Source organism: Rhodopseudomonas sp. (genome assembly GCF_036404135.1).
Taxonomy (GTDB): domain Bacteria; phylum Pseudomonadota; class Alphaproteobacteria; order Rhizobiales; family Xanthobacteraceae; genus Rhodopseudomonas_A.
Genome location: NZ_DASWPE010000128.1, coordinates 14,975 through 36,887 on the forward strand (window position 1 = coordinate 14,975; position 21,913 = coordinate 36,887).

At 65.7% G+C, this 21,913-nt stretch carries 12 protein-coding genes; 7 read left to right on the forward strand and 5 right to left on the reverse strand.

Annotated elements, in window-relative coordinates:
* Positions 1 to 58: 58 nt before the first annotated feature.
* Positions 59 to 3,148, reverse strand: coding sequence for an Rne/Rng family ribonuclease (locus VGC77_RS15965; protein WP_331172551.1), 3,090 nt, complete (start codon positions 3,146 to 3,148; stop codon positions 59 to 61).
* A gap of 690 nt (positions 3,149 to 3,838) precedes the next feature.
* Between VGC77_RS15965 and VGC77_RS15970 the strand changes: the two genes are divergently transcribed.
* From VGC77_RS15970 to VGC77_RS15985, 4 genes are all read left to right on the forward strand, one after another.
* A complete protein-coding gene (locus VGC77_RS15970) occupies positions 3,839 to 5,140 on the forward strand; it encodes an N-acetylmuramoyl-L-alanine amidase (RefSeq protein WP_331172552.1) in 1,302 nt (433 codons plus the stop codon).
* A 172-nt stretch (positions 5,141 to 5,312) separates the two neighbouring features.
* Positions 5,313 to 7,805 carry a penicillin-binding protein 1A gene (locus VGC77_RS15975; protein WP_331172553.1) on the forward strand — a complete coding sequence of 831 codons (2,493 nt, stop codon included), beginning with the start codon at positions 5,313 to 5,315 and terminating at the stop codon, positions 7,803 to 7,805.
* Between the two features lie 100 nt (positions 7,806 to 7,905).
* Positions 7,906 to 9,037 (forward strand): peptide chain release factor 2 gene (gene prfB, locus VGC77_RS15980; RefSeq protein WP_331172554.1). Its coding sequence is split into 2 segments (ribosomal slippage): positions 7,906 to 7,974 and positions 7,976 to 9,037, totalling 1,131 coding nucleotides; the frame shifts between segments, so codons are not numbered across the junction.
* Positions 9,038 to 9,051: 14 nt separating this feature from the next.
* The gene (locus tag VGC77_RS15985) at positions 9,052 to 9,927 is read left to right on the forward strand and encodes an NAD(P)-dependent oxidoreductase (RefSeq protein WP_331172570.1); all 876 of its coding nucleotides are present in this window, start codon (positions 9,052 to 9,054) and stop codon (positions 9,925 to 9,927) included.
* Positions 9,928 to 10,658: 731 nt separating this feature from the next.
* On the opposite strand, the gene VGC77_RS15990 is transcribed toward VGC77_RS15985, so the two are convergent.
* Positions 10,659 to 12,026 (reverse strand): M23 family metallopeptidase, encoded by a 1,368-nt coding sequence (locus tag VGC77_RS15990; RefSeq protein WP_331172555.1) that lies wholly within the window; start codon positions 12,024 to 12,026, stop codon positions 10,659 to 10,661.
* Between the two features lie 91 nt (positions 12,027 to 12,117).
* On the reverse strand, positions 12,118 to 12,918 hold the full coding sequence (locus VGC77_RS15995) for a peroxiredoxin (RefSeq protein ID WP_331172556.1): 801 nt from the start codon (positions 12,916 to 12,918) through the stop codon (positions 12,118 to 12,120).
* Between the two features lie 194 nt (positions 12,919 to 13,112).
* On the opposite strand from VGC77_RS15995, the gene VGC77_RS16000 reads away from it, so the two are divergent.
* The gene (locus VGC77_RS16000) at positions 13,113 to 16,829 is read left to right on the forward strand and encodes a DUF3971 domain-containing protein (protein ID WP_331172557.1); all 3,717 of its coding nucleotides are present in this window, start codon (positions 13,113 to 13,115) and stop codon (positions 16,827 to 16,829) included.
* 244 nt (positions 16,830 to 17,073) lie between these two features.
* On the opposite strand, the gene tyrS is transcribed toward VGC77_RS16000, so the two are convergent.
* Complete coding sequence (tyrS, locus tag VGC77_RS16005) at positions 17,074 to 18,330, reverse strand: tyrosine--tRNA ligase (protein WP_331172558.1); 1,257 nt, start codon at positions 18,328 to 18,330, stop codon at positions 17,074 to 17,076.
* A gap of 154 nt (positions 18,331 to 18,484) precedes the next feature.
* Between tyrS and VGC77_RS16010 the strand changes: the two genes are divergently transcribed.
* Positions 18,485 to 19,588 carry an anhydro-N-acetylmuramic acid kinase gene (locus VGC77_RS16010; RefSeq protein WP_331172559.1) on the forward strand — a complete coding sequence of 368 codons (1,104 nt, stop codon included), beginning with the start codon at positions 18,485 to 18,487 and terminating at the stop codon, positions 19,586 to 19,588.
* Positions 19,589 to 19,799: 211 nt separating this feature from the next.
* Here the strand turns inward: VGC77_RS16010 and VGC77_RS16015 are convergent, their stop codons facing one another.
* On the reverse strand, positions 19,800 to 20,447 hold the full coding sequence (locus tag VGC77_RS16015; protein ID WP_011473287.1) for an alpha/beta hydrolase: 648 nt from the start codon (positions 20,445 to 20,447) through the stop codon (positions 19,800 to 19,802).
* A gap of 236 nt (positions 20,448 to 20,683) precedes the next feature.
* Between VGC77_RS16015 and VGC77_RS16020 the strand changes: the two genes are divergently transcribed.
* Positions 20,684 to 21,856, forward strand: coding sequence for a cysteine desulfurase family protein (locus tag VGC77_RS16020; RefSeq protein ID WP_331172560.1), 1,173 nt, complete (start codon positions 20,684 to 20,686; stop codon positions 21,854 to 21,856).
* Positions 21,857 to 21,913: the final 57 nt, after the last annotated feature.

The following is a 21,913-nucleotide window of genomic DNA, read 5'->3' on the forward strand; positions in this document are numbered from 1 at the left end:
GCGCAAACAAAAACCGCCCGGTTGCCCGGGCGGTTTGGGTGTTACGTGAGCCCTGGAGTTATTCGCCGCCGCCGAAGCGGCGCGACCACCAGCCGGCGCGGCGCGGCTGCGCCGAAGTCTCGGGCGCCGGGGTCGGAGCGGGCGCTGCTTGCTCCGCCGGAGCGGCTTCGTTCGGAGCGGCGTCAACGGGCGCCGCGGCTGGAGCTTGCGGTTCGGCGGGAGCGGTGGTCACGGGGTCGACCACAGCCGGGGTCTCGCCGCCGAAGTGGACCTTTTCGCGGACCGTGGAGCGCCGCCGCACCGATCGTTCGGTCTCGGCAGGCGCTTCCTGAACCGGCTCGCTGCGCGGCTCTTGCACCGGAGCGGGAGCAGCGGGAGCGAGGGCTTCGCTGACCGCGACCGCTTGTTCCGGCTCGGACTGGCGTTCGAAATCCTCACGCGGCTCTTGATCGCCGACCGACTCGGGCGCTGAGCCGTCGAGATCTCCGACCGCCAGCGCCGATTCCGACGCCGAAGGGTATCCCAGATCGTCGGCGATCGAACCGGGCAGCCCGTCACCGGGCAGCCCGTCCTCGGGACCGCCGCGCCGGCGCCGACCGCCGCGCCGACCGCGTCGCCGCGGTCGCCGCTCGCCATCGGGACCCGGCTCGAGCCGGGCCTCGCCATCGGCCTCGGCACCATCGTCGCCGTCATCGCCATCGGCCAGCTCGGTGCCTTCGATCTTCTCGATCGCATCGGCGGGGACTGTCGCCAGATCCGACTCGTCGCGCAGCGGCGCACCGTCGCGCGCCTCGCCGGAGCGGCCACGCCGCCGCCGCCGCCGCTTGCGCTTGCGCACCTCGGCTTCGGCCTCGGTTTCGCCGGGCTCGGCGCCCTGCTGATCGTCGGCGAGGCCGACGGTCTCATCGGTTTCGATCTCGGCCTCGAATTCGGACTCGTCGTCGTCATAGGGCTCGTCGACCGGAGGCGGGAACGCCGCGACCTGCGCCGCCAGCAACGCCTTGGCGGCTTCCAGCGTATGCACCTGTTCGCCGCGATCGATCACGAAGGACTGCTGGCCGGTCACGGTCGGATCGGCGATCACCGTCAGCGAGACCCGGAAACTGTCCTCGAGATCGCGCAGATGGCCGCGCTTGTGGTTCAGCACGTAGAGCGCGACGTCGTTGCGGGTGCGCACGATCAGATTATGCGTCGCGCCCTTCATCAGAATTTCTTCCAGGCCGCGCAGCAATTGCAGCGCCACCGAGGCCACCGAGCGGATGTGGCCGGAGCCGCCGCAATGCGGGCAGGGCTCGGTCGAACTCTCCAGCACGCTGGCGCGGATGCGCTGCCGCGACATTTCCAACAGGCCGAAATGCGAGATCCGGCCGATCTGGATCCGGGCCCGGTCCTGCCGCAGGCAATCGCTGATCTTGCGTTCGACCGCGCGGTTGTTGCGCTTCTCCTCCATGTCGATGAAGTCGATCACGATCAGGCCGGCGAGATCTCGCAAGCGAAGCTGCCTTGCGACTTCCTCGGCGGCCTCGAGATTGGTCTTGAGCGCGGTATCCTCGATGTGGTGCTCGCGGGTCGAGCGGCCGGAGTTGACGTCGATCGACACCAAGGCTTCGGTCTGATTGATGACGATGTAGCCGCCCGAGCGCAGTTGCACGGTGGGCGAGAACATCGCGTCGAGCTGGCTCTCGACCCCCATCCGCGAGAACAGCGGCTGGCCGTCGCGATACTGTTTCACCGCCCGGACGTTGGACGGCATCAGCATCTGCATGAAATCGCGGGCTTCCTGATAGCCGGCTTCGCCGGCGACCTGGATCTCGTCGATCTCCTTGTTGTAGAGGTCGCGCAGCGAGCGCTTGATCAGCGAGCCTTCCTCGTAAACCAGCGTCGGCGCCTGCGACTTTAGCGTCATGTCGCGGACGGTTTCCCACATCCGGATCAGATATTCGAAGTCGCGCTTGATCTCCGGCTTGGTACGCGAGGCGCCGGCGGTGCGCAGGATGATCCCCATGCCTTCCGGCACGTCGAGATCCTGCACCACTTCCTTGAGCCGCGAGCGGTCCTGCGCCGAGGTGATCTTGCGGCTGATGCCGCCGCCGCGGGCGGTGTTCGGCATCAACACGGCGTAGCGGCCGGCCAGCGACAGATAGGTGGTCAGCGCAGCCCCCTTGTTGCCGCGCTCTTCCTTGACCACCTGCACCAGCATCACCTGGCGGCGCTTGATGACCTCTTGAATCTTGTACTGCCGGCGCGGCCGGAAGGCGCGCTCCGGCACTTCTTCCAGCACGTCGTCACCGCCGACCGACTCGACGATGTCTTCCTCGGCCTCTTCGCCGTCGTCTTCGTCATCCTCATCGGCGTCGTCGTGACCCTGTTCGGCTTGCGCCGGCAGCGCGCCGTCGAGGTCAGCAATCAGGTCATGGTCAGCGTCGACCTGCACCGCCTGCGGCGGCTCGATCGGAAACGGCGCGTCCTCGACATAGCCGTCGTCTTCGGCGTCGGTTTCGGGAACCACCGGCGCGATCGCGGTGGCGGGATCGAACGCGGCGGCGGGCGCCTCGGCGGCAAGGTCGGGCGCCGTGGTTTCGGCAGCGATCGGCTGCTCGCCGGTCGCGCTGTCGGCGGCGTCGTGATGTTCGTGCGGCGGCTGCTCGGCGTGATCGTCCTGCGACGGCTGCTCGGCGCCGGTTGCGACTTGGTCCAGCGGCTGCGGCTCGCCTTCGCCCTGGTCATAAGGCTGCGGCTGATCGCTGCCATCGACCACGTCGCTCTGCACCCGCTCGCCATTGCCGCGGCGGCGCGAATTGCGATGCCGGGGGCGGCGGCGGTTGGAGCGGTTTTCGGTCTCTTCCTCGGCTTCGCGGTGGGCGCGCTCGTCGGCTTCGATCAACGCCAGCCGGTCGGCGACCGGAATCTGATAATAATCCGGGTGGATTTCGCTGAAGGCCAAAAAGCCGTGGCGGTTGCCGCCATATTCGATGAACGCCGCCTGCAGCGACGGCTCCACCCGGGTGACCTTGGCGAGGTAGATGTTGCCGCGCAGTTGTTTGCGCTGGGCAGTCTCGAAATCAAATTCTTCGACGCGATTGCCGCGAACCACGACCACCCGGGTTTCTTCCGGGTGGGTGGCGTCGATCAACATTTTGTTGGGCATTTCTGAACTCTTGACGGCGGCCTGCGCGCATGACGACACGCGCGCAGAGCGCGGCCGGGTGACGCGATGGTCCACCTGATTCGGGGGTGAGGGGAAGGCCGAAACGCAACCCGGGGCGCCGTGCCGACGCTGAGCCCGAGGCGTTGCAGCGCGCGAAGCTATTGCTTCGCAGCAGCGCGGCCTTTGCGTGGGATCTTGTCGGCAACACAGTCTGGCGCATCAAGCGTCGGCCCGTCTGATCAGATTGGCGGCAAGGGCGCCGCCTGGTTTCGCTGAAGGACCAGCGCGGCGCCGAAGCGCTCGCCGGCTAGGGATATCGCGGCCTTGCGGCCGAAAATCGGTCATGAAGTGTCTGGTACCGCCCCTGGAGCGAATGGACCTGGGATCGGAAGCCGCCCGGCAGAAAACCGCCGCTCTTGCTCAGCCGCGCGCTGCGCTGGCTTGGGAGGGCGGAAGACGCTGAATCCTCTTGAGACTATCCGAGAGGATCCGGCGTTGCACCGGGAGGCTGGACGCGACACAACCGTAAGTTATACCGTCAGCCCTTTTTACATACGTCGAATGGATCACGCTGGCAAGCGACGCGTCGCGCGCCGGCAACACCGCACCGGAATCGGCGCCGGCCGCTTAAGCTCCGGTTAACCGTGCGGTTCTAATGCGGTAAACAGCTATGCAGGGAGACCGGATTCGTTGGCGGGCCGCGCAAATCATAAATTTGTGTTGGGAGCGCTCGTTGCGTGCGCTGCAGCAATGGCGTGCCCGAGCACCACGCTGATCGCACCGGCCCGCGCCGAGTCGCCCGGAACGACCGCCGCCGGACTGTTTCCGGTGGTCTCCGACGCACGGCTCGCCGGCGACGACAAGCAGACCCGCTTCGTGCTCGATCTCGACGGCAAGCTGCAGCACCGGGTCTTTACTCTTGCCGACCCGTACCGGGTGGTGGTCGACATTCCCCAGGTCAATTTCCGCTTGCCGGCCGGCGCCGGCACCACCGGGCGCGGCCTGGTCAAGGCGTTCCGCTACGGTCTGGTGATGCCGGGCGGCTCGCGGATCGTGCTGGAGCTGAACGGTCCCGCCAAGATCGAGAACGCCTATGTGCTGGAGGCCGCCAACGGCCAGCCGCCGCGGCTGGTGATCGAACTGGCGGCGGTCGATCGCACCACCTTCGTGCAATCGCTGGACGCCGACAGCCGCCCCGAATTACGGCCGGCGGTCGGCGATCTTGACGCCGTCGCCTCGGTAGCGACCACGCCCCGCGCGGTGGCCGCGGTGGCGCCACTCGATGCCCGGCCGGTGGTGGTGCTCGACCCTGGCCATGGCGGGATCGACAATGGCACCCAGGCGGCCAGCGGCGAGGCGGAAAAGACGCTGGTGTTGGATTTCGCGCTGGCGCTGCGCGAGCGGATCGAAAAGGCCGGCAAATACCGCGTGGTGATGACCCGCACCGACGACACCTTCATTCCGCTGGCGGAACGGGTGCGAATCGCGCGCGCGCAGTCCGCGGCGCTGTTCGTCTCGATCCACGCCGACGCGCTGCCGCGCGGCGAGGGCGACGCCCAGGGCGCCACGATCTATACGCTGTCCGACCGCGCCTCCGACGCCGAGGCCGAACGGCTGGCCGAATCGGAGAACAAGGCCGACGCCATCGGCGGGCTCAACCTCACCGAGGAGCCGACCGACGTCGCCGACATCCTGATCGATCTGGCGCAGCGCGAGACCAAGAGCTTCTCGAACAGGTTCGCCCGACTGCTGATGAGCGAGCTGAAAAGCGCGGCAAGGATGCACAAGCATCCGCTGAAATCCGCCGGCTTCAAGGTGTTGAAGGCCCCGGACGTGCCCTCGGTGTTGCTGGAATTGGGCTATGTCTCCAACAAGAGCGACCTGCAGCAGCTGGTGTCGGAGAACTGGCGGAGCCGCACCGTCGGCTCGGTGGCGCAGGCGGTCGACGCCTTCTTTGCCAAGCGGGTGGTCTCGGTCGGCGCGCCGAACTGAAAAAGCGCCCGCAAGCCCTAGTTTAGACACAGCCTGTCCTATAAAAAGTCGGCGTGCGATTTGAAAAATCGTCTAAAATTCCCCGCCGCTTCGATTGGAAGCGGGCGATGGGACTTGTATCCCGGGATTTGGCCGCGCGAGGCGGCCTTCAGGATTGAACGGACATCGTCTGATGCGGCTGCTGTTTCGGTTTATGGGCTTCCTGTTTGCGGCCGGAACGATCCTGTTCCTGGTCGGCGTGGCCGCGGCCGCCGGGCTGATCTGGCATTACTCCAAGGACTTGCCGGACTATTCGCAGCTCCAGGATTATGAGCCGCCGGTGATGACGAGGGTGCACGCCGCGGACGGCGCGCTGCTCGGCGAATATTCCAAGGAGCGAAGGCTGTATCTGCCGATCCAAGCGGTGCCGAAGCTGGTGATCAATGCCTTCCTCGCCGCCGAGGACAAGAATTTCTACGAGCACGGCGGCATCGATTATTCCGGCATGGCGCGCGCGGCGATTCTCTACGCGCAGAATTTCGGCTCCAACCGCCGGCCGCAGGGCGCCTCCACCATCACCCAGCAGGTCGCCAAGAACTTCCTTCTGACCAACGAGGTGTCGTTCACCCGCAAGATCAAGGAAGCCTTGCTGGCGATGCGCATCGAGCGCGCCTATTCCAAGGACAAGATCCTCGAACTGTATCTCAATGAAATCTATCTCGGGCTCGGCGCCTACGGCGTCGCCGCCGCCTCGCTGGTGTATTTCGATAAGTCGGTCAACGAGCTGACGGTCGCCGAAGCCGCCTATCTGGCGGCGCTGCCGAAGGCGCCGGCGGCGCTGCATCCGATCCGCAACCGCGACCGCGCCATCGAGCGGCGCAATTACGTGGTCGATCGGCTGCTGGAAAACGGCTGGATCAAGCAGGCCGATGCCGACAAGGCGCGCAAGGACCCGATGGCGGTGACCAACCGCACCAACGCCGCGCACATCTTCGCCGGCGAATATTTCGCCGAGGAAGTGCGCCGCGACGTGTTCGAGCGCTACGGCGAGAAGAAGCTCTATGAAGGCGGGCTGTCGGTGCGCACCACGCTCGATCCGAAGCTGCAGGTGATCGCGCGCAAGACCATGAGCGCCGGCCTCGTCACCTTCGACGAGGCGCAGGGCTGGCGCGGCGCGACCTCCAAGCTCGACATCTCCGGCGACTGGGGCGTCAAGCTCGCCGACGTCAAATCGCTGTCGGACATCTCGCCGTGGCGGATGGCGGTGGTGCTGGAGACCTCGGATCAGTCGGCACGAATCGGCTTCCAGCCCGGCCGCGAACTCGGCGGCGCGGTGCTGAAGGATCGCCAGATCGGCATCATCACGCTGGACGGCGTGAGATGGGCGCGGCCGGCCGCAGGCCCGCAGCGCGGCCGCACGCCCACCTCGGTGTCGCAGGTGCTGTCGCCCGGCGACATCATCTATGCCGACCCGTTGATCGCCAAGGACGGCAGCCTGGTCGAGGGCCAGTTCCGGCTGCGGCAATTGCCGGAAGTGTCCGGCGCCATGGTGGCGATGGATCCGTGGACCGGCCGGGTGCTGGCGATGGTCGGTGGCTTCTCGTTCGACCAGAGCCAGTTCAACCGCGCCACGCAAGCCTATCGGCAGCCCGGCTCGTCGTTCAAGCCGCTGGTTTATTCGGCGGCGATGGACAACGGCTATACGCCGTCGACCGTGGTGGTCGACGCGCCGATCGAAATCGACCAGGGGCAGGGCGCCGGGGTGTGGCGGCCGGAGAACTATTCCACCGGCAAATATTACGGCCCGACCACGCTGCGCAACGCGCTGCAACGCTCGCTGAATACGGTGACGGTGCGGCTGGCGCAGGATGTCGGCATGCCGCTGATCGGTGAATATGCCAAGCGCTTCGGAGTCTATGACGAACTGCCGAACTATCTGTCCTATGCGCTCGGCGCCGGTGAGACCACGGTGATGCGGATGGTGACGGCCTATTCGATGTTCGCCAATGGCGGGCGACGGGTGAAGTCGACGCTGATCGACCGCATCCAGGACCGCTACGGCCACACCATCTTCAAGCATGACGCGCGCGAATGCCGCGGCTGCGAGGCGCCGGAGGGCTGGAAGAATCAGGCCGAGCCGCAATTGGTCGACCGCCGCGAGCAGGTGCTCGACGCCATGACTGCCTATCAGATCACCTCGATGATGGAGGGCGTGGTGCAGGCCGGCACCGCCACGGTGATGCGCGACGTCGGCAAGCCGATCGCCGGCAAAACCGGCACCACCAACGACGAAAAGGACACCTGGTTCATCGGCTTCTCGCCGGACCTCGTGGTCGGGCTTTATGTCGGCTACGACAAGCCGCGCAATCTCGGCCGCGGCGCCTCCGGCGGCCATACCGCGGCGCCGATCGCGCGCGACTTCATGAAGCTCGCGCTCGCCGACAAGCCGGCGGTGCCGTTCCGCGTGCCGGCAGGTATCAAGCTGATCCGGGTCGACGCCAAGAGCGGGATGCGCGCCGGCCCCGGCGACGGCGGCCGTACCATCCTCGAGGCGTTCAAGCCCGGCACCGCGCCGCCGGACAATTATTCGGTGATCGGCGTCGCCGACGCCGAAGGCCGCTCGCTGACGGTGTCGCCCGACGCCGACCGCTCGATCCTGCGCCCCGGCACCGGCGGGCTGTATTAGCCAGCCACTATTGATGGTTCGGGCGATTGCGCTTTGCCGCAGTCGCCGCTACACCGCTGTCGCCATTCCAACCGCGGCCACGCCGCACATCAGGGCTGCCATGCGCGCTGAAATCGAACGACTCGTTGAAGAGATCAAGCAGTCAGTCGGGCTGCTGAGGAGGCATCTTTGACGTCGATGCATCCACGGCCCGCCTCGCAGAGCTGAACAAGCTCGCCGAAGATCCCAATCTCTGGAACGATCCCCAGAAAGCCCAGAAACTGATGCAGGAGCGGACCTCGCTGGAGGATTCGCTGTCCGGCATCGGCAAGGTCGAGCGCGAGCTCAGCGACAACGTCGATCTGATCGAGCTCGGCGAAGCCGAGAACGACGAGGGCGTGGTCGCCGAGGCCGAAGCCGCGCTGAAGGCGCTGAAAAAAGAGGTCGCGCGCCGCGAGCTGGAAGCGTTGTTGTCCGGCGAAGCCGACCGTTTCGATTCCTATCTCGAAGTGCACGCCGGCGCCGGCGGCACCGAGAGCCAGGACTGGGCCTCGATGCTGCTGCGGATGTACACCCGCTGGGCGGAGAAGCACGGCTTCAAGATCGAATATCTGGAAGAGACCCAGGGCGAAGAGGCCGGCATCAAATCCGCCACCATCCAGATCTCCGGCCACAACGCCTATGGCTGGCTGAAGACCGAGGCCGGGGTGCATCGCCTCGTTCGAATTTCGCCGTTCGATTCCAACGCCCGGCGCCACACCTCGTTCTCATCCGTGCAGATCTTCCCGGTGGTCGACAACTCGATCAAGATCGACATCGCCGAAAGCGACGTCCGCGTCGACACCATGCGCTCGGGCGGCGCCGGCGGCCAGCACGTCAACAAGACCGAATCCGCGGTGCGGCTGACCCACGTTCCGACCGGCGTCGCGGTGGTGTGTCAGGCCGGCCGCTCGCAGCACAAGAACAAGGCGCAGGCCTGGGACATGTTGCGCGCCAGGCTCTATGAAATCGAGCTGAAGAAGCGCGAGGAGCAGGCCGCCGCCGATCAGGCCGCCAAGACCGACATCGGCTGGGGCCACCAGATCCGCTCCTACGTGCTGCAGCCCTATCAGATGGTTAAGGACCTGCGCACCGGGGTGCAGACTTCGGACACCGCCGGCGTGCTCGACGGCGACCTCGACGAGTTCATGGGCGCAACGCTGGCGCAACGCGCCTTCGGCACGCCGCCGCCCTCGATCGAGGATGTGGATTAATGGCACAGGCCGCCGTGTCGCACGTCGCCTTCATCGGTCTCGGACGGATGGGGCAGGGCATGGCGGGCCGCTACCTCGACGCCGGCTTCAGCGTCGCGCTGTGGAATCGCAGCAAGGCCAAGGCCGAAGATCTGATCGCGCGCGGCGCGCGCTTTGCCGCGTCGCCGGCGGATGCCGCCCAAGGTGCCGACGCCATCGTGACCATGGTGGCCGATGACGCCGCCTCCACCGCGGTGTGGCTCGGCGCAGATGGCGCCGCAACCACGGCCACGCCGGGCGCGATTGCGATAGAGTGTTCCACCGTCTCCTATCAGCACGCGCTCGATCTTGCGCAGGCGCTGCGTCAGCGTGGCCTGGTCGCAATCGATTGCCCGGTCACCGGGCTGCCGGATACCGCGGCCAGCGGAAAACTCACTCTTCTGGTCGGCGCCGAGCCCGCCGATCTCGAACGCTCCCGGCCGTTCCTCGCGCCGCTCGGCGACACCATCCGGCATTTCGGACCGATCGGCGCCGGCACGGTCTACAAGCTGATCAACAATCTGATGGGCGCGATCCAGATCGCCGGGCTCGCCGAAGGCCTCGCCATCGCCGACCAGGCCGGGCTCGACATGAAGCTGGTGCTGGAATCGATCCAGCAGGGTGTCGCGGCCAGTCCGCAGGTGATCCGACATTCGCGGCGCATGGTGGCGCGGGATTTTTCCGGCGCGACGTTTACGGCGGCGCTTCGGCACAAGGACGCCGCCTATGCCGTGCAGCTCGCAGAAACCCTGTTGCCGGATGTGCCGGTCGCGCGCGCCACCGTGGAAGCTTACGGCAAGGCCAAAGCCTACGCGCCCGACGACGACGAGGGCCGGATCATCGAGGTAGTGTCGCGGCCTGTTAGGCGCTGAGCAAACTTCCGGCTCTTCCGGTTCTCAGCTGAATACGATTGCATCCTGACTGCACCGCCACCGCTGTGCAGCAATCCTCAGAGGTTCATTTTTGAATGGGGCTGGGATGTGGGGCGCGCTAAGACGCCTCTCACAGAGATAGAGCGGAGTGCTTCTCGAAGAGGGGTACCGCTCGAGTCGAAGCTTGCCTTTGTCAATAGATTTGGCATTTACTTCGTCTAGGAGCTTACGTTCCTCATCAGACCATCGTGAATCGTCGAAATTGTTGGAATCTGATCGGATCATTCTCTTGAGAGCGCTTGATGATCCTTTTGTATCTCCGATACCGGCGATAAGGAGGCCACAAAAGATCCCCGCTTCTTTGGATCCTGCTGTTATATCGATGCCACATCGATCTGGGGAAGGAGTACCCTTCCGGTGAACATACCAAGTTCCCCGATCTAACTGCTCATCTGCCCAGTATCGAACCCCGTGGGTAGTGCAATCACGCCAATGTATTGGATGATACACATAGAGTTCAATGGCCTCAATGGGCCATCTCCTTTCATTAAATAGAATTTGGTATTCAGTAATAAGCGTCTTGGCGGCGCGATAGTAACTGTCGCGCATCTCATCAAATGAACTAGCGCGAGAAAAATCGGGTAATATATCGAGGGCTGACATGGGCGTTTCGAATTCGGTGAGCCTGAGCAAAGTGTTTTGCGAAGCAGGCGCTTAGTCAACCCTATTCCTTAACCCGCGCCGGCCAGCCGCACCCCGGCGCGCAAAAACTTCTGCGGATCGACCGCTTCGCCGTCGATCCTGGTCTCGTAATGCAGATGTGGTCCGGTGGAACGGCCGGTGGAGCCGACTTCGCCGATCACTTGCCCGATCTTGATCGGGTCGCCGACCTTGACGCTGATCTCCGACAGATGGCCGTAGCGGGTGGCCAGGCCATTGCCGTGGTCGACCTCGATCATGCGGCCGTAGCCGCCGGCCCAACCCGCCGATGTCACTTTGCCGTTGGCGGTGGCGCGCACCGGATCGCCCATCGCGGCACGAAAGTCCAATCCGGTGTGCATTGCCGGCCGGCCGAGGAACGGATCGGTGCGCACCCCGAAGCCCGAGGTGAATTCCACTTCGCCGACCACCGGCTTGCGATATGGCACCAGCGACAGCGTGCGGTTCAGCCGCTCGACCTGGGCGCGACTGATGTTGATGCGATAGAGTTGGCGTTCGAACGCGCCAGAGTCCGCCCCGGGCGCTTTCACCGGCACGTAGGGGCCGCCCATGCCGCCGCGCGGCGCCGCGGCCTCCATCTGCGCCACGTCGAGCCCGAGATCGCTCAGCACGCCGCGCATCCGGCGGGCGCGGGAGTCGTAATTCTCCTCGACGAAGCCGAGCACCGCGATCTGCTTGGACTCGACCTGGTCGAGCGAGCGCTGCAGCTTGCCGATCACGCTGTCGACGCCCTGGTTCTTGGCGAATTGATTAACCACCGGGGCCGCGATCTGCGGGCTGCGGGATTCCAGCCGCGCCTCCCGGTCCGGCGGTGCCACGAAGGTCACGGTGTCGCTGATCGGCGAGGGCTTCGGAATCGCGGAGCCGCCGACGTCGCTGGCCGAGGCGCCGCGCTGCGGCTTGATCGAGCCGGTCACCGCGACGTCGGGTAGTCCACTCAGCGCGCTGGCGCGGGATTCCAGCAGGCTCTGGCGGCGCATCACCTGGTCGAGCTTCTGGTCGAACTGTTCCTGGTCGAGCATCTGCCGGCTGGTGGTGCGATCGACCTTGGCGCGCAGTTCGGCGATGCGGTCCTCATAGGCGTATTGCATCTCGGCCTGGCGGGCGATCAGCCGGGTCAGCACGTCGTCGCGGAACGCGAAGTAGGTCGCGGTCGCGGCGGTCCAGGCACCAAGCGCCACCACGCTGCCGACCACGATCCAGAACACCACCGGCCCGAACCGGACCTGCCGGCCGGCATGCACCAGCGCGTAACCGTTCTTCGTCGGTTGCGGATGCGGTTGCTGCTGGGCGGGGGCGGGGCGTCGCGGTTGGGCTCGGCCGTGATCGTGTGCGTGATGCTGCAGGGCTTCGGAATAGGGACCGGAACGGTAGGACATGGGGGCTCCCGCGCCGGTCAGAAAACAGCTTCCGTCGGCTCAACTCGCGGGCGGATTTGACCCCGTCATGGTTAATATTTGGAGAATGCCGTCATTCCAATGCGATCGCCACTGCCAGCACCTCGTCGGCATGGCCGTCGACCTTCACATTGCGCCAGATCTTCGCCACCCGGCCGTCCGCGCCGATCAGCACCGTGGTCCGAACAATGCCGTAAAAGACCTTGCCGTACATCGATTTTTCGCCCCAGACGCCATACGCCTCAAGGACCTGATGGGTCTCGTCGGAGAGTAGCGGCGTGGTCAGCTGGTACTTGTCGCGGAACGAGTCCTGGGCCTTCTGGCTGTCGGCGGAGAGGCCGAGCACGCCGATTCCGGCGGCGGCGAAGTCCTGCGCCAGCCGGGTGAAGTCGATCGCCTCCTTGGTGCAGCCCGGAGTGCTGGCGCGGGGATAGAAGAAGATCACCAGCTTGCGTCCGGCAAGGCTCTGCAGCGACACGGTGCCGCCGCCGTCGCGCCGCAGCTCGAAGCCCGGCGCTTGGTCGCCTTCCGCGAGAATGCTCTTGCCACGCGGCGCCGGAGACTCGGCGGCCGCTGCCGGCTTGGTCATTGGCTTGGTAGTCGGCTTGGCAACCGCCCTGGCGGGCGCTTTGGTCGCAGCGGCCTTGGCGCGCGGCGGCTTTATGGTCGCTGATGGCGCGCGGCGGGATGATTCGGCCGCGGGCTTTCGGCTGCTGCCGCCGGCCGGCGTCGCGGTTGTGGTCTTGGCGGGCGTGATCGCGGCTGGCTTCGCCGCCGGCTTTTTGGCCGGCGACTTTGCCGCTCGGGATTTTCCGATCGCGGTCTTCTTCACGGTGGCCGGTGTGGAGGAATTGTTACGCGTTTGCTTGGACATGCGCCTTCCTTTCGTCGCTTTCGGCAGGTCAATAATCGGGAGATTGCGGATGTCGTGGCGAGGCTGCCGCTGCTGGGCAAGTCCGCCGACCTCGGGGTATGGTTACAAGGGATTCGAGACGCCAGCCATCCCCGCGCGTTGAATGGTCCGCAGGGACCGATGAGGAATTTGGTTTTCAACAAGGATTGGCAGCAATGCCGCCACAGGAGCGCAGCCTGCTCAGCGGCGAGCGACCGCCCGGCGGCGAACAGGCCTTCAATCCGCGCTCCCACCGAGAGGCAATGGCCAACAATCATTCGACCCAAGCTCCGGAGTCGCGCGCTGCTCACCCGCTGCCGCATTGTGATGATGACTATTGGCATCATGACCATGACGAGGCCGGCTGGCAGCGGGCGCGCACCTTGCTGTCGGGATCGCGGCTGCGGTTTCACCATGCCGGCGACAGCCTGAGGTCGGCCGCGCATTGGGTCGCCGGCGAACGCTGGGTGACGCGTCTCCTGGTCACGCTGCTGGTGCTCGGGGTTATTTTCACCGCCTGCTTCGGCGGGCTGTGGCTGCGGCTCGGCGCCGGGCCGATCAATCTCGACATGGCGACGCCGTGGCTGGCCGCGGCGATCGAGGACAATATCGGCAACGGCAACACCGTCGAGGTCGGCGGCACGCAGATCGAGCGGGCCGGCCGGATTCGCGTCGCGGTGCGGCTGCGCAACATCGTGGTCCGCGACCGCGACCACGTCATCGTCGCGACCGCGCCGAAGGCCGAGGTGCGGCTGTCGGGCTCCGCGCTGCTGGCCGGCCGGCTGCGCGCCGAGAGCCTCAATCTGGTCGATGCCGAACTCGCGGTGCGCATCACCCCGGACGGCCAGGTCACGGTATCGACCGGCGAGACCAACCGTCCGCTGGCGACCGGGGTGGCGTCGCCGCGGCGGATCGGCGGGCCAGCTCCGGCTGCCGCGCCATCCGCACCGGCCGCGGGGTCGCCAGCGGCCGCGCCGCCCGCCACGCCCGCCGACAGCCAGGAGGCGTTTTCCGGCCTGCTCGCCGGGCTCGACTGGCTCGACAGCCTGAGCCTGACCGGGCTCGACGGTCAGAATCTCAACGAGATCGGCCTGAAGAACGGCAACCTGGTGGTCGACGATCAGCAGCGCGGCAATCGCTGGAACTTCGAGAACATCACGCTCAGCCTGCGCCGTCCCAGCAACGGCGGCGTCGCCATGAGCGTCGGCGAAGAGGCGGTCGCCGGCGAGGACAATGCGCGCGCCTGGTCGCTGCGGGTGGCGGTCGGGCCGCCCGCGAACGGGGTGCGCTCGGTCGAGATCCGCGCCGCCAATGTGTCGACCAAGAATATCCTGCTGGCGCTGCGGCTGAAGGACGTGACCTACAGCGCCGATCTGCCGCTCAGCGGCGAACTCAAGGGCGAGCTTGGCCGCGACGGCCTGCCGACCTATTTCCGCGGCAAGATCACCGCCGGCTCCGGCCATATCACCGACAGCGACACCCCGGACTATCCGATGGCGATCGACCAGGGCGAGATCAATCTGGAATGGGATTCCGGACGGCGGGTTCTGGTGGCGCCGTTCAAGGTGATTTCCGGCGCCAACCGGGTCACGCTGCTGGCGCATCTCGAGCCGCCGAACGACAACATTCCGGATTGGCGGCTCGGCTTCAGCGGCGGCACCATCGTGCTGCCAGGGGGCGAGAACGAGACGCCGCTGATCTTCAACCGCATCGCCATCGGGCTGCGCTTCGATACTGATAACCGCCGGATCATTCTCACCCAGGCTGACATCAGCAACGGCGAGATCGGCCTCGCCGGCACCGGCAGCATCGACTATTCCAGCGAGCCGCGCCTGAAACTGGGGTTCGCCGGCACCCCGATGTCGCTGTCGGCGCTGAAGCGGATGTGGCCGATCCTGATCGTCCCAGAACTGCGCGAATGGGTGATCGACCGCATCGACAAGGGCTCGATCCAGCGCATCGACATCGGCGTCAACTCGCCGCTGCGAAACCTGTCGCGCCGCGGCCCGCCGATTCCCGACGACGGGCTCGCCGTCAACATCGTCGCCACCGGCGCGATGATTCATCCGGTCGACGACATGCCCTCGATCCGCGACGGCGATCTCAAGGCCCGCGTCACCGGCCGCACCGCCACGGTGACGATCGGTCAGGCGGTCGCCGACACCGCGCAGGCGCGCCGGTTCAACCTCTCCGACATCGTGTTCGAGGTGCCGGATCTGGCGCCGAAGCCGGCGCCGGCGCGGGTGAAATTCAAGATCGACGGCCCGGTGGCCGCGGTCGCGGAAATTCTGGCATCGGATCGGCTGAGCGAATTCAGCGCGGTGCCGCTCGATCCGAATTCCAGCAGCGGAAAAGTGACGGCCCAGGTCGCGCTCGGCATGCCGATCAAGCGCGAACTGACCAAGGCCGACACCAGCTACAACATCAGCGCCGACGTCAGCAATTTCTCCGCCGACAAGCTGGTGATGAACCAGAAGCTGGAGGCCACCGCGTTGAAGGTGCTCGCCAACAATCAAGGCTATCAGGTCAAGGGCGACGTCAAGATCAACGGCCAGGCGGCGGCGCTCGACTATCGCAAGCCGGTCGACGGCGACGCCGACATCAAGCTGCAGGCGACGCTGGACGACGCCAGCCGCGCCAAGCTCGGCTTCGACCTCGGCGCCGCGGTGACCGGGGCAATGCCGATCAAGCTGAGCGGCAAGATCGGCGGTCCGGACAAGGAGAACCGTCTCGGCATCGACGCCGATCTCACCGCGATGAAGCTCGACAACCTTTTGCCGGGCTGGGTCAAGCTGCCGGGCAAGGCCGGCCGCGCGGTGTTCAATCTGGTGCAGAAACCGCAGTCGACGCGGCTGGAAGACATCGTCATCGAAGGCAGCGGCTCCAGCATCAAGGGATCGATCGAGATCGATCAGAACAGCGATCTGTTGAACGCCAATTTTCCGAGCTATGCGCCGTCCGATGGCGACAAGGCCTCGTTGAAGGCCGAGCGCGGCCCCGACGGGGTGATGAAGGTGACGATGCGCGGCGACGTGTTCGACGGCCGCGGCTTCATCAAATCCGCGATGTCCGGCAAGGACAGCGACGCCAAGAGCAAGACCAAGGCGATCGACTACGACATCGACGTCAAGCTCGGCGCGGTCGCCGGCTATTTCGGCGAAGCGGTGCGCAGCGTCGACGCCAAATTGTCGCGCCGCAACGGCACCATCCGGACGTTTTCGCTGAGCGGCAAGCTCGGCCGCGACACCGCATTGACCGGCGATCTGCGCGGCCGCGGCCAGGGCCGCGAAGTGCTCTATCTGGAAACCAACGACGCCGGGGCGTTCTTCCGCTTCACCGACACCTACGCCAAGATGTTCGGCGGGCAATTGTCGCTGGCGATGGATCCGCCGACCGCCGAACCGCGCGAGCGGGAAGGGCTGATCAACGTCCGGGACTTCACCATCAAGGGCGAAACTGCGCTGGACCGCGTCGCCGCCAGCGGCACCAACGGCGCGCCGTCCAATGTGGTGTTTTCGCGGATGCGCGCGGAGTTCACCCGGCAGAACGGCCAGCTCACCATCCGCGAGGGCGTGGTCAAGGGGCCGATGGTCGGCGCCACCATCGAAGGCAGCATCGACTATCCGGCCAACCAGGTACGGATGAGCGGCACCTTCGTGCCGATGTACGGGCTGAACAACATGTTCGGCCAGATCCCGATCGTCGGCCTGTTCCTCGGCGGCGGCAACGAGGGACTGATCGGCATCACCTACGAGATCGTCGGCTCGCCGGGGCAGCCGGTGTGGCGGATCAACCCGATCTCGGCGATGGCGCCCGGCGTGCTGCGCAAGATCTTCGAATTCGGCACCGGCAAGCAGAACAACAACGCCGATTTCCCGATGCCGAACAACTGATCGGGGTGCGCTTCACAAGTCCCACGTCATTCCGGGGCACGAGCAGCTCTGGCTGCGAGTGAGCCCGGAATCTATAACCACCGCAGGGGTTATAGATTCCGGGCTTGCTCGTTCTTCGAGTTCGCGATCCGGAATGACGGCTGACTTCTTGATGGCTACATCAAGCTAATCGAGCCGCGCGATGCGCCGCCACTCGCGTTGGCGGTTCATGTCCCGCCAACAGCGACATTGCGGGCGCCGGCGGTTACGCCGGGCGCAGCAAGACGTGCTTCTTCTTGCCCATCGACAGCTTGATCACGCCGTCCGACGTGAGGTTCGCCGCGGTCAGCGCCATCTTTTCGTCGGTCACCGCGACGTCGTTGACCTTGAGTCCGCCGGCCTTGATCTGGCGCCGCGCCTCGCCGTTGGAGGCGACCAGCCCGGTTTTTTCGGCAAACGCCACCAGCACGCCGAGTCCGGCGTCGAGCTCGGCGCGCGGCAGTTCGACGGTCGGCAGTTCGCTCGCGGTGCCGCCCTGCTCGAAGGTGGTGCGCGCGGTGGCTTCGGCCTTGTCGGCGGCCTCGCGGCCATGGATCAGCGCGGTGGCCTCGGTCGCCAGCAGCTTCTTGGCCTCGTTGATGTCCTGGCCCTGCAGCGCCGCAAGCCGCGCCACTTCCTCGAGCGGCAGCAGCGTGAACAGCTTGAGGAAGCGTTCGACGTCGGCGTCCTCGGTGTTGCGCCAATATTGCCAGTAGTCGTAGGGCGACAGCATGTCGCCGTTGAGCCAGACCGCGCCGGCCGCAGTCTTGCCCATCTTGGCGCCGGACGAGGTGGTGAGCAGCGGGCAGGTCAAAGCGTGCAGTTGATGCGTGCCCATGCGGCGGCCGAGATCGACGCCGTTGACGATATTGCCCCATTGGTCGGAGCCGCCCATCTGCAGATTGCAGCCGTAGCGCCGCGCCAGTTCGACATAGTCGTAGGACTGCAGGATCATGTAGTTGAATTCGATGAACGACAGCTCCTGCTCGCGCTCCAGCCGCATCTTCACCGAATCCATGGTGAGCATGCGGTTGATCGAGAAATGCCGGCCGACGTCGCGCAGCATCTCGATGTAGTTCAGCTTGGTCAGCCATTCGGCGTTGTCGGCCATGATGGCGTCGGCCTTGCCGTCGCCGAAGCTGATGAATTTGGCGAAGGTGCCCTTGATCGAGTCCTTGTTGGCGTCGATCTGCTCGTAGCTGAGGATCTTGCGGGTCTCGTCGCGGCCCGACGGATCGCCGACCCTGGTGGTGCCGCCGCCCATCAGCGCGATCGGCTTGTTGCCGGTGGCCTGCAGCCAATGCAGCATCATGATCGACAGCAGATGCCCGACATGCAGCGAGGCCGCGGTGCAGTCGTAGCCGACATAGGACACCACTTCGCCGCGCGAGGCCAAATCATCCAGCGATTCCGGATCGGAAATCTGGTGGATGAAGCCCCGGCTCTGCAGGACATTCAGAAAATCTGATTTAAAGGCGACCATGATTCTGCGACTCTGATCATTCTTATTTCACGCTCTCTCTCATCAAATGCGAGAGGCGATCGTAAGGCGCTGCCGTGTTTTGGCGTCCTGTGGCATTATAAGATGTGGTTGCGTGACACAAGTTGGACGTTGGCGCGCCGCGCCGGAGGTGCCCATGCTGATGACCGCAATCGGATTGATGAGCGGCACCTCGCTCGACGGGGTCGACGTCGCCCTGATCAAGACCGACGGCCGGCGGGTCACAGCGCTCGGCCCGTCGGGCTATCGGCCCTATAGCGAGCCCGAACGCAGCCTGCTGCGCCAGGCGCTGGCGCAGGCGGTGGAGCTGACCCGGCGCGAGGAGCGCCCGGGCGTGCTCGGCGAGGCCGAACGGATGGTGACGCTGGCCCATGCCGAGGCGGTGGCCAATTTCACCGCGCAGCACCGCATCACCCGCGAGCAGGTCGACATCGTCGGGTTTCACGGCCAGACCGTGCTGCATCGCCCGTCGCAACGGCTGACGGTGCAGATCGGCGACGCCGCGGCGCTGGCCAGGGCGATCCGGGTTCCGGTGGTGCATGATTTTCGCGCCGCCGATGTCGCCGCCGGCGGCCAGGGCGCGCCGTTCGTGCCGGTCTATCACCGCGCGCTGGCGCAGGCGCTGGATCGCGCCGGCCCGATCGCGGTGGTGAATATCGGCGGTGTTTCGAACATCAGCTATATCGACGGCAATGACCTGCTGATCGCCTGCGACACCGGGCCGGGCAATGCGCTGCTCGACGATTTCGTGTTCCGGACCTCCGGCCAGCCGTTCGACACCGAGGGGCGCCTCGCGGCGCAGGGCACGGTCGATCAGACCTGGGTGGCAGCGGCGCTGCAACAGCCGTTCTTTGTGCTGCCGCCGCCGAAATCGCTCGACCGCAATGAATTTGCCGCGCTCGCCTTGCCTGACCTCGCACCGGCCGATGGCGCGGCGACGCTGACCGCGTTCACCGCGTCGGCGATCGCAGCGATCGTGCCGCTATTGCCGAAGCCGCCGCAAAGCTGGATCGTCACCGGCGGCGGCGCGCGCAATCTGACTTTGCTGCGGATGTTGCGCGACAAGCTTTCGCCGGCTGGCGTGGAGAGCGCCGATGCGCTGGGCTGGTCGGCCGATGCCATGGAGGCGCAGGCGTTCGGCTTTCTCGCCGCGCGCGGGCTGAAGGGCCTGCCGCTGACCTATCCCTCGACCACCGGGGTGGCGATCCCGATGACCGGCGGGTTGATCGCGCGGCCTTGATGCGGCGCGGATTCGGAGCTTTTCCAACCGGACGAACCCACAGCATCGTCATTCCGGGGCGCGAGGCCGAAAGGCCGAGCGAACCCGGAATCTTGCAGAACAGCCGAGTGGAGCGACCCCTTGTGTGCGGCGAGTTTCCGGGTTCACTCGCAGCTTCGCTGCTCGCGCCCCGGAAAGACCACATAGGTAAGCCGGTTTGGATGAACTGATCTTAGCGGACGTTGGCGAGCCGCATGTCGAGATAGCCGGTGACCGATTCCATCAACGGCTGCAATTTGCCGTCGAAGAAGTGGTTGGCGCCGGGGATGATGTGCTGGTCGATGACGATGCCCTTCTGGGTCTTCAGCTTTTCGACCAGGGTGTTGACGTCCTTCGGCGGCACCACGGCGTCCTTCTCGCCATGCACGATCAGGCCCGAGGACGGGCAGGGCGCCAGGAACGAGAAGTCGTAGAGATTGGCCGGCGGCGCGATCGAGATGAAGCCTTCGACCTCGGGGCGGCGCATCAAGAGCTGCATGCCGATCCAGGCGCCGAACGAGAATCCGGCGACCCAGCAGGCGCGCGCTTCCGGATTGATGGTCTGCGCCCAGTCCAGCGCCGAGGCGGCATCGGACAATTCGCCGGTGCCGTGATCGAACGAGCCCTGGCTGCGGCCGACGCCGCGGAAATTGAAGCGCAGCACCGAAAAACCGCGATGCACGAAGGCGTAATAGCACTGATAGATGATCTGGTGGTTCATGGTGCCGTGGAACTGGGGATGCGGATGCAGCACCATGGCGATCGGCGCATTCTTCTGCTTGGCCGGATGATAGCGGCCTTCCAATCGACCTGCGGGACCTGTGAAAATGACTTCAGGCATTGATTTTCCTTGGCAGAAGCAGCCGACATGGGGCGGGGGCGCGGACGCCGCGCAGACCAGGCCGTGCGAAAGGTGCGATCAGCGCCATGACAGCGGGCCAACGGCGATTGAACGGAGGCCGCGTTCTAGCATAGGGCCAGGGGCCAAATGCAAGCATATTGAGCAGCAAGCACCGGGTTCCGTTGGCATTTGCGCCGACGCTTCCTAGATGTGCGGGGACAGAACGGAGCAGGGGTTTGACGGCGTCACGGGTTTATCTCGACTGGAACGCGACCACGCCGCTGCGCGATGAGGCGCGCGCGGCGCAGGCTGCGGCGTTCGAGCTCGGCAATCCGTCGTCGGTGCATGCCGAGGGCCGCAAGGCGCGCGGCGTCGTCGAAGAAGCCCGCGCCGCGGTCGCCGCCGCTGTCGGTGCGCGGCCGCAGCAGGTGATTTTCACCTCCGGCGGCACCGAGGCCAATGCGCTGGCGCTGACACCTGGGTTGAAGACTTCCACCAAGTCGCTTGATCGTCTGATCGTTTCATCGATCGAACACGCCTCGGTTGTGAGCGGCGGGCGGTTTGCTGCCGACCGCGTCAGCGCGATCGCGGTCGACCGATCCGGCCTCGTCGATCTCGGCCATCTGCAAGCCTTGCTCGAGCGTGACGGCCCGGCGCTGGTGTCGGTGATGCTGGCCAATAACGAGACCGGCGCGATCCAGCCGATCGCAGCGGTCGCCGAGTTGGTGCATCGGGCGGGCGGCCTGCTGCACGTCGACGCGGTGCAGGCGCTGGGAAAAATCCCGATCGACATCAAACAATTGGGCGCCGATCTGGTGTCGGTGTCGGCGCACAAGCTGGGCGGCCCGAAGGGCGTGGGCGCGCTGATTCTTGCCGATGGCATGGCACTTGCGGAACCGCTGCTGCGCGGCGGCGGCCAGGAACAGGGTCGGCGCGCCGGAACCGAAAACGTCGCCGGCATCGCCGGATTTGGCGCAGCCGTCACGGCGGCGATCGCAGCACTGCCGGCCGACGCCGCGCGGCTGGCAAAGCTGCGGCAAAAGCTCGAAAAAAACTTGCGGCAAACCCAAGGCAGCGTGATCTTTGCGCAGGACGTGCCGCGGCTGCCCAACACCATACTGGTCGGGCTGCCGGGGCTGAAGGCGGAGACCGCGGTGATCGGCTTCGACCTCGCCGGGATCGCGGTGTCCTCGGGTTCGGCGTGTTCATCCGGAAAAGTGCAACCTTCGCATGTGCTGAAGGCGATGCAGGTCGAGGATCGGTTGTTGCGCAGCGCGATTCGCATCAGCCTTGGCGCCGCGACCACGGATGCTGACATCGAACGCTGCGCCGAGGCTTGGCGAAAGCTCGCCGCAACATTAATTAGAAGGGATGATGAAACAGAGCTTGAACGGTTCCAAACTAGCTGATTTCATGCTCGCAGTTGCGTAATACACTTCAACCGTTCCACCGCGGTCCTTGAAACC